Source organism: Streptomyces sp. CB02959 (assembly GCF_002803155.1).
Classification (GTDB): domain Bacteria; phylum Actinomycetota; class Actinomycetes; order Streptomycetales; family Streptomycetaceae; genus Streptomyces.
The window spans coordinates 1-12,118 of record NZ_NNBP01000068.1 but is presented as its reverse complement, the minus strand read 5'-3'; the positions used below and the strand labels follow the sequence as shown (position 1 = coordinate 12,118).

11 protein-coding genes and 2 pseudogenes are annotated in these 12,118 nt (G+C 68.0%); 7 read left to right on the top strand and 6 right to left on the bottom strand.

Annotated features, from left to right (window positions below; genetic code table 11):
- Positions 1 to 54: 54 nt before the first annotated feature.
- Positions 55 to 1,179 carry an NAD(P)/FAD-dependent oxidoreductase gene (locus CG747_RS46465; protein ID WP_100607902.1) on the bottom strand — a complete coding sequence of 375 codons (1,125 nt, stop codon included), beginning with the start codon at positions 1,177 to 1,179 and terminating at the stop codon, positions 55 to 57.
- A 98-nt stretch (positions 1,180 to 1,277) separates the two neighbouring features.
- Entirely contained in the window at positions 1,278 to 2,171 is an 894-nt protein-coding gene (locus CG747_RS46460) for an NADP-dependent oxidoreductase (RefSeq protein ID WP_100607901.1), read from the bottom strand.
- Positions 2,172 to 2,242: 71 nt separating this feature from the next.
- Between CG747_RS46460 and CG747_RS46455 the strand changes: the two genes are divergently transcribed.
- Entirely contained in the window at positions 2,243 to 2,812 is a 570-nt protein-coding gene (locus CG747_RS46455) for a TetR/AcrR family transcriptional regulator (protein WP_100607900.1), read from the top strand.
- 580 nt (positions 2,813 to 3,392) lie between these two features.
- On the opposite strand, the pseudogene CG747_RS46450 reads toward CG747_RS46455, so the two are convergent.
- A pseudogene (locus tag CG747_RS46450) lies at positions 3,393 to 3,596 on the bottom strand (universal stress protein); the annotation flags it as partial.
- Between the two features lies 1 nt (position 3,597).
- Between CG747_RS46450 and CG747_RS46445 the strand changes: the two are divergent.
- Positions 3,598 to 3,939, top strand: a complete 342-nt coding sequence (locus CG747_RS46445) for a universal stress protein (RefSeq protein ID WP_308303867.1) — start codon at positions 3,598 to 3,600, stop codon at positions 3,937 to 3,939.
- A gap of 53 nt (positions 3,940 to 3,992) precedes the next feature.
- Here CG747_RS46445 and CG747_RS46440 read toward each other — a convergent pair whose 3' ends face one another.
- Positions 3,993 to 4,181 carry a universal stress protein gene (locus CG747_RS46440; protein WP_100607898.1) on the bottom strand — a complete coding sequence of 63 codons (189 nt, stop codon included), beginning with the start codon at positions 4,179 to 4,181 and terminating at the stop codon, positions 3,993 to 3,995.
- Between the two features lie 711 nt (positions 4,182 to 4,892).
- Between CG747_RS46440 and CG747_RS46430 the strand changes: the two genes are divergently transcribed.
- The 4 genes and pseudogenes from CG747_RS46430 to CG747_RS46415 form a co-directional block, all read left to right on the top strand.
- Positions 4,893 to 5,546 carry a response regulator transcription factor gene (locus CG747_RS46430; RefSeq protein ID WP_100607897.1) on the top strand — a complete coding sequence of 218 codons (654 nt, stop codon included), beginning with the start codon at positions 4,893 to 4,895 and terminating at the stop codon, positions 5,544 to 5,546.
- Positions 5,537 to 6,805, top strand: a complete 1,269-nt coding sequence (locus CG747_RS46425; RefSeq protein ID WP_100607896.1) for a sensor histidine kinase KdpD — start codon at positions 5,537 to 5,539, stop codon at positions 6,803 to 6,805. Before CG747_RS46430 ends, CG747_RS46425 begins: the two co-directional genes overlap by 10 nt.
- Before the next feature lie 38 nt (positions 6,806 to 6,843).
- Entirely contained in the window at positions 6,844 to 8,118 is a 1,275-nt protein-coding gene (locus CG747_RS46420; RefSeq protein ID WP_100607895.1) for a hypothetical protein, read from the top strand.
- A gap of 114 nt (positions 8,119 to 8,232) precedes the next feature.
- Positions 8,233 to 8,439, top strand: a pseudogene (locus CG747_RS46415) (sodium-dependent transporter); the annotation flags it as partial.
- A 149-nt stretch (positions 8,440 to 8,588) separates the two neighbouring features.
- Here the strand turns inward: CG747_RS46415 and CG747_RS46410 are convergent.
- A complete protein-coding gene (locus tag CG747_RS46410) occupies positions 8,589 to 8,891 on the bottom strand; it encodes a polyketide synthase docking domain-containing protein (RefSeq protein ID WP_146022306.1) in 303 nt (100 codons plus the stop codon).
- Between the two features lie 512 nt (positions 8,892 to 9,403).
- Here CG747_RS46410 and CG747_RS46405 point away from each other — a divergent pair.
- Positions 9,404 to 11,143 (top strand): AIPR family protein, encoded by a 1,740-nt coding sequence (locus CG747_RS46405; protein ID WP_100607893.1) that lies wholly within the window; start codon positions 9,404 to 9,406, stop codon positions 11,141 to 11,143.
- Between the two features lie 442 nt (positions 11,144 to 11,585).
- On the opposite strand, the gene CG747_RS46400 is transcribed toward CG747_RS46405, so the two are convergent.
- A partial coding sequence (locus CG747_RS46400; RefSeq protein WP_146022305.1) for a transposase family protein occupies positions 11,586 to 12,118 on the bottom strand: 533 nt, incomplete at its 5' end.

Below are 12,118 nucleotides of genomic sequence, written 5' to 3'. Positions count from 1 at the left end.
ATATGGCGAGTAGTTCAGCAGGGGAACTTGCAGCCGCTCACTTCTGCGGCACTGTCAGATTCCCGCTTGTTCTCGTTCGGTGAAGAAATTGATCACCTCCTGGGGCGTTGGGTTGTGGGCGACTGCGGCGTCGGCCGCGGCACTGCGGGGGAACAGTGCTCGCTCGTACTCGGTGAGGGCGGTCTCGATGTCGCCGGGGTGTGCGGCGAGGGCCTTTCCGAGTTCGGCACCGTCCTGCATGGCCAGACTGGCGCCTTCACCATTGGGGGTTGAGAGGTGGGCGGCGTCGCCGAGCAGCGTCACTCCCGGCATCCGGTCCCAGCGGTGCCCGACAGGCAGGGCGTGGAGGGGGCGCAGGACCGGCGCGGTCCGGCCGGCGGTGATCAGGGCGGTGAGTTCCGGTGCCCAGCCGTCGTACTCCTCCGCGATCCGCGCGGCGGCTGCGGCGGCATCGGTGAAATCGACGGTGGCGAACCAGTCCTGCGGCCTGGTCAGTGTGATGTAGGCGTGGAGGGTCCCGCCCCTCTCCCGGTGAGCCACGAACCAATTCCCGTTCCCGTCCCGGTCGAGCGCGACGAGCGTCCCGCCGCCGACCGCTTTCGCCGTGGCCGGGTGTCGGGTGTCGGCGTCGTGCAGGTAGGTCTCGACGAAGGACCGGCCGACGTATTCGGGTGTGGCGTCGGAGAGCAGCGGTCGGACTTTTGACCACGCGCCGTCCGCGCCGACCAGCAGGCTCGTGACGACGGTGGCACCGCCTGCGAAGGTCACCTCGTGGCGGCTCTCGGCGAGGGCGCGGACGCCGGTGGCCTTGTGGCCCCATCGGACGGTGCCGTCGGGGAGTGCGTCCAGCAGGATCTGTCGCAGCTCGCCGCGCTGTACCTCGGGGCTTTCGCCCGTGCCGTCGTCGGCCTTGTCGAACAGGACGGTCCCGTCTCGGTCGAGAAGCCGTATCGCTTGGCGGCCCTCCAAGATGAGGCCGCGGAACTCGTCCATCAGGCCGGCTGTCCTGAGGGCGAGTTGGCCGTTGCGGTCGTGGATGTCGAGCATCCCGCCCTGCGAACGCGCCGTCGGGGAGGACTCCGCCTCGTAGACCGTGACCGGGATGCCGTGGAGGTGCAGGACGCGGGCCAGGACGAGGCCGCCGAGTCCGGCGCCGATGATCGTGACAGGAGTGTGCATGGGGCTCCTTGCGTGTCGCACACCTGCCGAACGGGCCCCGGCAGGATCGCTGGAAGGAAGGCAGCCTGCCCGGGCCGTGCGACCGGGCAGGGAACAGCTCAGACGACTACGACCCGGCGCCCGCGCGTGTGACCGGCCTGGCTGTCGATGTGGGCCGCCGCGGCCTCGGTGAGCGGGTATGACTTCTCGACCGGGATGTGGAGCTTTCCCCGCGAGATGAGGCCGACGGCCTCTGCGAGGGCTTGCGGCACGTTCCCGGTCACGCCGGAGTACCGGACACCGAGCTCCGGCGCGCCGAGATCTGCGATGGAGATCACCTTGTCCGTGTCCCCGGTCAGTTCGAGGAGTTCGCGGATCACGCCCGAGCCGGCCAGATCGAGAGCCGCGTCGACCCGGCCGAGTTCCCGCACCCGCTCGACCCAGCCCTCGCCGTATGTCGTGGCGAGGGCGCCCAGGCTGTGCAGGTAGTCCTGGTTCGCGGCCCCGGCGGTGCCGATCACCGTGATGCCGCGGTCGCGGGCGATCTGCAGCACCGCCGATCCGACTCCCCCGGACGCGCCGCTGACCAGCAGTGTCTGCCCGGACCGCACACCGACCTGGCGGATGAGGCGCAGCGCGGTCTCCACCACGGAGGGGTACCCGGCCGCCTCTTCGAAGGTCAGGCTCTCGGGCATCCGGGCCCAGGCCGACAGCACGGCGAACTCGGCATAGGTGCTCAAGCCTCGCCCGAACACATGGTCGCCGGTCTCGACCCCTTCGACGCCCTTGCCGACCTCGTCCACGATCCCGGAGGCGTCCTGCCCGACTCCGGCAGGCAACTCGATCGGGCGGCCCTTCTGGAACTGGCCTTCGCGAATCCTCCAGTCCACGGGGTTGACGCCCGCCGCCCGCACGGCGACGCGTATCTGGCCGGGGCCCGCGTGGGGCTCCGCGGCGTCTTCGAGGTGGAGAACGTCGGGACCGCCGAACTCGGCGAAGCTCACTCTCTTCATGCAGCCGACCGTAACACTAACGGTTATGATTTCGAAACGGTTCTTCCTTTGGATTTGGTAGTCTCAGCGACATGACCGTGCCGACCGGACGCCGTGAACGCAAGAAGGCCGCGACTCGCCAGAAGATCGCCGACACCGCCCTGCGGCTCTTCCTGGAACGCGGGTACGACGCGGTGGGCATCCGCGACGTGGCCGCCGAGGCCGACGTCGCCGTCACCACGCTCTTCTCCCACTTCGCCTCGAAAGAGGCCCTGGTCTTCGAGCAGGACGACGACTTCGAACAACGCCTCACGCAGGCGGTCACCAACCGGGCACCGCATGAGCCGCACATCCCCGCGCTGTGCCGCGAGATCAAGGCCATGGTCCGGCACTGCACGGCGGACGGCACCGCCCCGATCTACCGCATGATCGACGAGTCACGTGCCCTGCGGGAGTACGAGGAGTCGATGCGGCTGCGCCATGCAGACTCGCTGGCCACTGCCCTCATCGCCGATCCCGACCTGTCCCAGAGCGCAACGGCCTGCCGGACGATCGCGAGGTTCGTGGTCGATGCCTTTTCGCTGGCCCGCGAGACCGCCGACCCGCCGGCCGCCGTGGACGAGATCTTCCAGATGATCGAGGCTGCCTGGAAAGTCACCTGACCTTCTGCGAGCAGTCGCCAGGGGCACCGTTGGCCGCGGCCCAGGGCGTGTGAAACGCGTCGGCCACCGCGGCGGCGCACGGAGCCGGCGTCGCCGGGCAGGCGACGACGAACCGCTCGAACTCGTTGTTGGTATGCGGCGCGTGGCGATGATGACCACTCTGCGAACATCACCCGCGAGGCCGGGCCCGCCCTGGCGGCAGGCCCGACGAGAGGCGTGCGCCGGTGAGTACCTTTCCAAGCACGGGTCTTCGCCCCGGATGTGGGAAACCATCGCATGGAAGTACTGCATCTGCTCGCCCTGGCGGGATCTGGGAGAGGGTTCCACCCTGTCAAGCCGAAGCTGTTTTCTCGCCGGGGCGCGCTGCGGAGGTGAGACGGGGGCGAATGGAGGTGACCGGGTCCCTCACGCGAGGGGTACGGAACGTAACGCCTTAAGGGCTGCGCCTCGTCGACGTCCCAGGGCACTGTGCCGAATGCCTGGAGCCCGGGCGCCGGAGCACGCCCCGGGTGGAAAGCGTTGAAGTCGACGTCCGACGGATCAGAGTCAGATGTCTCGACCGTGCCTGTCCGCTCGTCGATCAGCGTGCGACGGACGCGTACCCATGTTCATGCGCCGGTTGTCCGGGAAGCGGCACGGCGATGACGGGGCAACGCGCGTAGTGGAGCACACCCTGGCTCACCGAACCCAGCAGCATGCCGGTGAAGCCGCCGAGCCCCCGCGTTCCCATCACCAAGCCCAGCGCATGGGCGGACGCCTTGGCGAGCTCCTCCACGGGATGGCCGGTGCACGGCGCCGTCCTGCGAGCCCTGTACGTGCACAGCCCCGAACGGTTCGGCAGGGTCGACGAGCACACTGCACACGACGCGTGCCGAAGTCTCCTGTCCGAGACCGTGGCCGGCCGCACCACGACCTACCCCGAAGTCGTGGTCCATCAGGAGGTCCTGCTCGGCCACCCCGTGGAAGAGCTGGCCAAGGCGTCGGCGCACGCCCGGTGCCTGGTGGTGGGGACCCGCGGGCGCGGCGGCTTCACCGGCATGCTGCTCGGTTCGGTCAGCCAAGGCATGCTCCACTATGCACAGTGCCCCGTCATCGCCGTACCGCAGCCCGGGAACAACACGCCCTGACGGCCTGCCGATCCCACGCTCGTTCAGCCGTCGGGCCGCTCACGTTGCGCGGTTCACCTTCGCACGACGACGACCGGGCAGGGCGCGTGCTGGGCGCAGTGCCGGCCGACCGACCCCAGCAGAGCGCCGGCGAACCCTCCGTGGCCGTGGCTCCCCACCACCAACAGATCGCCGCCCCTGGCTTGTTCCAGCAGGACTGCGGCGGGCGTGCCGTAGGCCAGGCCGCAGCGGACCCGAGCCATCTGCTCCGGCGGCACCGGGTCGAGATGACCGAGGCCGTGTCCGGCGGGAGTGCGGCACGGGTGCGATGTTCGGCCCTACGGAACAGCGCCCGCCGGGGCGCGAGGCGTGCTCCGTGGCCTGGTAAAGGCGTTGGTAGCTCGCCGGTGCCCGGGTCAGCAGTCGGTGGTAGGCGTCGCGCAGCAGCTTGCCCGTGCGTGCGGGCAGGAGGTCCAGGAAGTCATACCGGTCCACCAGGAATCCCTGTGCGGCCAGTCGGGAGGTCAGCCCGTCCGCTGCCCCGTCATGGCCCGCCCCGACGCTCGCGGAAATGACGACGATGCGGTGCCGGCCCGTCGCCCGCGGTCCTGCGGAGGGAGGCGGGCCAGGCAACAGTTCGTCACGCTCGGGCACGGTCGATCAGCCTCCTGACGGAATGCAGGGCGCGAGGCGGGCACGCCCCGGTCGGGCGGCAGCAGGCGCAAGCCGAGGCCACGCCTGGACTCGGATCCGGGCCACGACTGGATCGCGGTAGCACCGAGAACCGAAGCTACTACATGACGTAGAACTTGGGGAATGGGTGACCTGGCCGAGCGGGGTAGTGAGCCCTCGCAGCCGGGTGTCGCGGCTGCACGGCAGGGCAGGGGCGTGCGGCGCCAGTGGCCTGTGCCCGACTGTCAGGCGGCTGAGCAGGGCAGATGGAGAACTGGCACGGGAGTCTCTAGGGTCAGTGCGTGGCTTTCATCATGGTGTGCGAAGACGACGCGGCGGTTCGCGGGGTCCTCAAGCGCGCCTTGGAGCACGACGGCCACACCGTCTCCGTCGCTGCCACGGCCGACAGCCTGCTGCGGCAGCTCGCGCCGGCGCCCCATCTTGTGGTCCTGGATCTCGGGCTCCCGGACGCCGACGGCCGCGACGTCTGCCTGGCCCTGCGGGCTCGCGGCGTCGATGTGCCGGTGTTGATGCTCACCGCCTTGGACGGCCTGCATCACAAGGTGGGCGGCTTCGAGGCCGGCGCCGACGACTACATGACCAAACCCTTCGACATCCCGGAACTGCTGGTTCGCGTCCGAGCGCTGCTGCGCCGGGCCACCGTGGCGCCCGCACCGTGCGAGGTCGTCCTCGATCCGGCGAAACACGTGGTGACCTACGACTCGGTGAGCAAGAGTCTGACCCCGACCGAGTTCCGGCTACTGGGCCGCCTGATCGCCTCGCAGGGCGATGCGGTACGCCGTCACGCCCTCATCGCTGCCGGCTGGCCACACGGAGCACAGGTCAGCGACAACACCCTCGACTCCTTCGTGCGCCGGCTGCGGACCAAGCTCGGTCCGCTGGGGGTGGCCGAGCGTCTGGCGACCGTCCGCGGCGTGGGCTACCGATGGCAGTGACGGGATTTCGCAGGAGGGTCGTAGCGCTCACCGTGCTGATCGCCACCGCTGTGGTGGCGATCCTGGTCGTGGTCTCGCACGTGCTGCTGAGCGGGGTGACGGACGCCGACGCGCACGATCTGGCGCGTACCCGTGCCGAGGCGGTCGCAGCGAACGTCACCACCGTGGGCGGCCGTGTCGTACTGACGGAGAACAGCAGCGAGGCGCTGGACGAGGTCGCCTGGGTGTATGCCGACGGCCACCTGATCGACGGGAACGTACCGGCCAGCGTGGTCGAGCGCGTCGAGGCGCTGGCAGCCTCGCAGAGGACGCAGACCGCCGCCGTCGACAACTACCTCCTGTACGCGCAGAAGGTCCCGATCGACGGCCACCGCGCCATGGTGATCGTCCGGGTGGACCTCACGCCCTACGAGACATCCGAGCAGCGTAGCCTGACCTTGTCGCTGATACTGGGCGGCCTCGCGATCCTCCTCGCCGGCGGTGTCGCGCATCTCGTGGTGCGCCGCGCGCTGCGGGTCGTGCACGAGATGGCCGCGCTCGCCGACGATTGGGGCCATCACGAACCCGGGCGCCGCTTCAACCTCGGAGTTCCCCACGACGAATTCGGGGAACTGGGGCGGACCCTGGACCGCCTCCTGGAGCGCGTCGACAACGCACTGGCGGACGAGCGCCGGCTCACCGATGAGATCGCCCACGAGCTGCGGACACCGCTCACGGTCCTGCGGGGCGAGGCGCAGCTGGCGCAGCTGTCCGGCGAGCCGGTGGCGCCGGAGGCGGTGCTGAGCGAGGTCGACCGCCTCGATGCGGCGGTCACGACGATTCTGCGCGCCGCGCGCGCACGGAGAGACGTGGGGACCCGGTGCGACCTGGGGTCTGCCGCGCGGCAGGCGATCGCCGGCCGCGCGGTCGAGGTCGCCTTTCCCACGAAGATCGAGGCCGCCGTGGCCGCCGACGTCGCCGTGTCGCTGCTGTCGCCCCTGCTGGAGAACGGCCTGCGGCACGCGCGGTCGCGCGTGTGGATCACCGCGCGCATCCAGGATGAGGCCATCGTGGTCGATGTCCTGGACGACGGCCCCGGGTTCGATTCCGCGGAGGTCGACCGGGTCTTTGAAGCGGGTGTGACCGGCGGCAGCGGGTACGGGCTGGGGCTGCCGGTGGTCAGGCGCATCGCCGCCTCGGCCGGTGTGGAGGTCCGCGCGATCGCGGACGGCCGCGGTCACGTCGAGGTAACGCTCCCGGCCGCACGTGCGGCCACGTAGTCAGGTTGCGTGCAGGTTCCCCGCGTAAACCTCCCTGCATGACAACGACAACCGAAGCACGCCCGCGCAGCGGGCGGCTCATGCTCAACAAGGTCCCCGAGGTCACCGTCTGGTTCTGGGTGATCAAGGTCCTGTGCACGACAGTCGGCGAGAGCTTCGCCGACTGGATCAACACCCAGCTGGGCGTCGGCCTGGTGAACACGGCTTGGATCTTCACCGCGGTCCTAGTAGTGGTCCTGGCCGTCCAGCTGCGACTGAAGCGGTACGCCGCATTCCCCTACTGGCTGACCGTGGTCGTTGTCAGCGTCACGGGCACCTTGTACACCGACATCCTGACCGACCAGCTGAACGTGCCGCTGTGGATCAGTTCCGCGGTCTTCTCGGTGCTGCTCGCGGTGGTCTTCGGCGTGTGGTGGCTGCGTGAGCGCACACTGTCGATCCACTCGGTCACCACGCTCTCGCGGGAGTCGTTCTACTGGCTGACTGTCCTGGTCACCTTCGCGCTCGGGACCGCGACCGGCGACTGGACTCTGGAGCTGACCGGCTGGAGCCCGGGCGTCTCCGTGCTGCTGCCGCTCGGCCTCATCGCGGCGATCACGGCGCTGTGGAGGTTCGGCGCGAACCCGGTGCTGTCCTTCTGGCTCGCCTACATCCTGACCCGCCCGCTGGGCGCGAACATCGGCGACTGGCTCGCCTCCCCCAAGGTCGCCCAGAATCCGGGCGACCCGACAGGTCTCGCGATGGGCACGTTCACCACCAGCCTGATCTTCCTCGGCCTGATTCTGGCGACGGTGGTCTACCTGACGGTGACGCGCGCGGATGTGACCGAGAGCTACGAGGCCACCCACGCCACACAGGTCACCAGCAACCCGCGCAAGGAGCGCATCGCGCTCGCCGGCTTCGGACTGCTGGCCGTCGCCACCGCGACCCTGCTGGTCTGGGCCCACGGTCAGCCACACGTCGGCCCGGCGCCGGAGACCGACACCACCTCCGCCGTCCAGCTGGCTCCCGGCCAGGCGGTGAAGCACTTCCCGCCCGCGAAGGTCGGCGCGCTGCGGACCCTCGCATCCACCTCGCTCAAGGACGCACGCTCGGGGGACGCGGCCGGGGCCCACGCAGCCGCCCAATCACTGCGTGACCTGTGGGATGCCGACCAGGGCTCGCTGCAGCCGCTGGACCAAACCGGTTGGACCTCCATCGACGCCCAGATGGACAAAATGCTCAAGACCTTCGGCATCGACCACCCGAACCCGCCGATGTCGCCAGCGCAGCAGGAAACCGAACTGAAAGCCCTCCTTACGGACCTGGGCTGACAGACCGCACAGCGCCCCGACGGGCCGACGGGCCGACGGGCCGACGGGCCGACGGGCCGACGGGCTCAGTGTGCCGGGCTGCGCCCAGAACCGCGCCGCCTCCACACAGGCCGGCGGGCCGCGGCCCGTCTCCTGCGCCTGGACGCCCCCGCCGCCTCGTCGCTGACGCTCGCCTGCGGCATGAACAACAGCAGCGCGAGCGCGGTCCTGCTCACCACCACGTTGCCCGACAAGCCACACCTGCTTCTGCCCGTCCTCGCCTACGGCCTGCTGCAGAAGACCGCTGCGAGCCGGGTCGCCGCCGCGGCCTCGCGGCCGTGAGGCGGAAGGAATCAGCACAGACGGAACCGGCTTGCGACCAAGTGTGAAGTGCTGTCGCGTCGACCGCGCCACCGCCGCGTGCTGGGTGGCGGTACCAGCTGGTGCGGCGATGGCGGGAACGTCAGTTGCTGGTCAACTGCAAGATAGTGTCAAGCCGCCTGCACAGGCTGCGTGGTGGCGAACTGCGTGTGCAGTGCGGTGTCGTAGCGGCGCAGCAGGAGGATGGCGGTGGCGGCGAGGCCGGTGAGCAGGTCGAGCCAGATGCCGAGGGTGTCGAGGTTGGCTGCGTAGGCGAGGAGCCAGGCCGCGGGTAGCCCGATGAGCCAGTAGCCGATCAGGGTGATGCGGAAGCCGCTCTTGGTGCTCTCCAGCTCCGCTACGCGTTTGCGGGCCGCACGCAGGTCAGCTGTCGCACGCTTGAGGTAGTCAAGAAGTTTCTCCTGCTCTCCCACCAAAGCCACTCCGGGTCGAAAAGACGCCCACACCGCGACGCGAGCCTGATCCCGAAACGCTATGCAGCCCCAACGGGCGACACCAACCCCTGCCTGCCCCTGACTTGCGGGTCAGACACCAGGTTCGCACGATCGTGCGAACCTGACCGGTCAAGCAGATGACATCGAACTGCGGCCGATCGACTTTCAGCCCCCCATGGCCGTGACGAACACCGGAGCGACAGGTGTCCTCTCGTCAGCGTCAACGCCATCACTCCGGCGGCCGTCTGGACCTTCACTGCCCCCGCCCGCTGGTTGACGAGGGCCGCAAGTTGCTCGCATGGCTGCGTGCTGCCACAGAAAGCCCCAAGATCACTTCGGGATCCATCTCATCCGGCACCCCAGGAAATCTTGCCCTCCGCTCTCCACACCCAAGACGCGCCCCAACTCGCCCTCGCGTGCGGGGTTTTCACTTGCAGTCGTCACCTGCCAATATCGTCTGTCCACGTTCCTCTGCACGAGTGAGGTGTTGCATGGCGCCAGCGCAGAACAACGACCAGCGACTGCTCGATCGGATCCTCGAGGACCAGCACCGAAAGCTCGCGCCCGACAAGACCAGGGACGACTTCTTCACGTTCTTCGCAGCCGACAAAGCGCTGCAGGACTGGGACCTCGACAACGACGAGATCACAGACGGGATCGTGGACGGAGCCCACGACTGCGGCATCGACGGCATCTGGACGTTCGTCGACGAGCGGTACATCACCGCCGACGCTCATCAATTCCTCCCGCCCCGCGCCACCAAGATCGAGCTGGTGATTCTGCAGGCCAAGAACACCTCGGGTTACCAAGAGACAGTGATCGAGAAGCTCCACTTCCATCTCCCCACGCTGCTCGACATGGGGCGAGAGGAAGAGGATCTGATCGATCACACGAACGCCAAGCTGTTGGACCGCACTCGCCGGTTCCTCCACGTGTTGGAAGAACTGGCCTCCTCCTTTCCGCAGGTCCGCATCAAGGTGATCTACGCGAGCAAGGCGGCAGAAACTCCACACCCGAACGTCAAGTCCAAAGGCGACCGGCTCCGGAGGGAACTCACCAAGATCACCTCAGACACGGTCGCCGAACTCGAGTACCTCAACGCAGCGGATCTACGAGAGCGCACCGCACGCGGCGCAAAGGCCGTCGCCCAGCTCGTCTTCACCGAAACGCCCATGAGCACCTCGCTCGGCGAAGGCTACGTGTGCCTGGCACGCCTGGACGAGTACTACCGGTTCATCACCTCGGACAACGAAGCCCTTCGACTCGAGCTGTTCGAGTCCAACGTTCGCGACTACGCCGGTTCGACCGTGGTTAACAACGCCATCGGCGAGACCCTCAAGTCCGTTACTGGCGAAGACTTTTGGTGGTTCAACAACGGTGTCACTGTGGTAGCCGACGCCGCCCAGATCGCCGGCAAGAAGATCGTGATCAAAGAACCCCAGATCGTCAACGGCCTACAGACCAGCCATGAGATCTACAGTTACGTCCAAGGGGGCGGCCAGCACCGCGACCGATCGCTCCTGGTGAAGATTGTCGTAGCCCCGGAGTCCGGGACCACACGAGACCGCATCATCCGCGCCACCAACAGCCAAACCCAACTTCCCGCCGGAGCTCTTCGCGCAACCGAATCGATCCAAAAAGACATCGAGGAAAGCCTCCACCAAGCCGGCAACTACTACTATGAACGGCGCGCGAGCTCCTACCGCAACCTCGGTTTCCCTCTTGAGCGCGTCGTCAGCATGGCCCGCCTGGCGAGGGAATTCACTGCCTTCACCCTCCGAGAACCGCACGTGGCACTGCGGCACTCGGACGCGTTGCTACTGGACGACCAGCACTACGCCCAGATCTTCTCCACCCGCCATGACTTGGACATCTATCGGCTCTGCCTAGACGTTCACACGCGGCTGCGTGCCTTCCTCATCCGATACTCCGAGGACCGCCCGCTACTGGGAGAGACCCTGGAGAACTGGCTCTACCCCTTGGCGTCAATGTCGGCCCACGCCCTGACACGGCTACGCCAACCCTCGCCGCGCGACCTGCTGAACATCGACCTGGACCACCTGAACGAGACACTCATGACCCGCATGACGGGAACTCTGGAGCACAACTTCAAAGCCGCTCTGCGCCAGAGCAAGGCAGGCGGCGTCGATCGCATCGCCCGCACACCCGAATTCACCACCAAACTCCGACAGGCTGTCATCACCCAAAGCCGCTACCGCATCGAAAGATGACCTCTTTCCCCCATGAAGGGGCAGGTTCGGCGAGAGTCACCGGCGTGCCCGCGGGCGTCGCCGACCGGGTGGCCGTGCTCGTGCAGGCGGTCGATGGCCCAGCAGACCATGCGGGTGGCTACTCCCCGGCCTTCGGCGAGGTCGGTGCCGGACACCAAGCAGCAGACCGTCGACTTGCTGTAGTCCTACGACTGGAAAGACATCCTTGACCGGCACCCTGGTCTGCGCCCATGGCCTGGAGATGCACCAAGGTCCAGGCCAGGCACGCGCCGCCTGCGTCATCTCCATCAGGCTCTGCAGCGCCGCGCCCCCTCATATGCCGGCCCCTTGCCACCCGCGTTGACCAGGGCTAACGTCCCCCTCAGCCGATACCGCTTTCCTCAGAACCTCGCAGGACCGATCTTCTTCTGCAACACAGTCGAGCACTGAGCGTTTTCCAACCTCACGCTGATGCGTGGTGAAGGACCAGGACGGCTTTCACGACGTCGGTGATGCGGTTCGTGCTGCAGCGAAGCTTGCGAAGGAGACGCCAGTCCTTGAGGGTGGCCATGGCCTGCTCACCGACGCAGCGGTTCTTGGCGTGGGTGGTGTTGTGGCGGCGCTTCCATCGCTTGAGACGGCGGCCTCGGAACGGAACCCGGACGGGCCCGCCGGCGCCTTGATACGCCTTGTCGGCCCAGCATTTGAGTCCCGCGTCGGCAAGGGCTTCGGTGATCCCGTGCCGCCTGGCGGCGGTGAGGTCGTGGGTCGAGCCGGGCAGTGCGGGCGAGGCCCACAGCAGACGGCCGAACGGATCATCGGTGGGGACCTGGACGTTCACTCTGTGGCGTTTGTGTTTTCCCCAGTAGTACGGGGTGTCGGCGGCGATGCGGTCGATCGGCAGCAGGGTGCCGTCGAGGATGACGAACGCCTTCGCCCGGATCGTCCTCATCGCCTCGGCCAGGGACGGGGCGAGGGCGGACAGGACCTCGACGG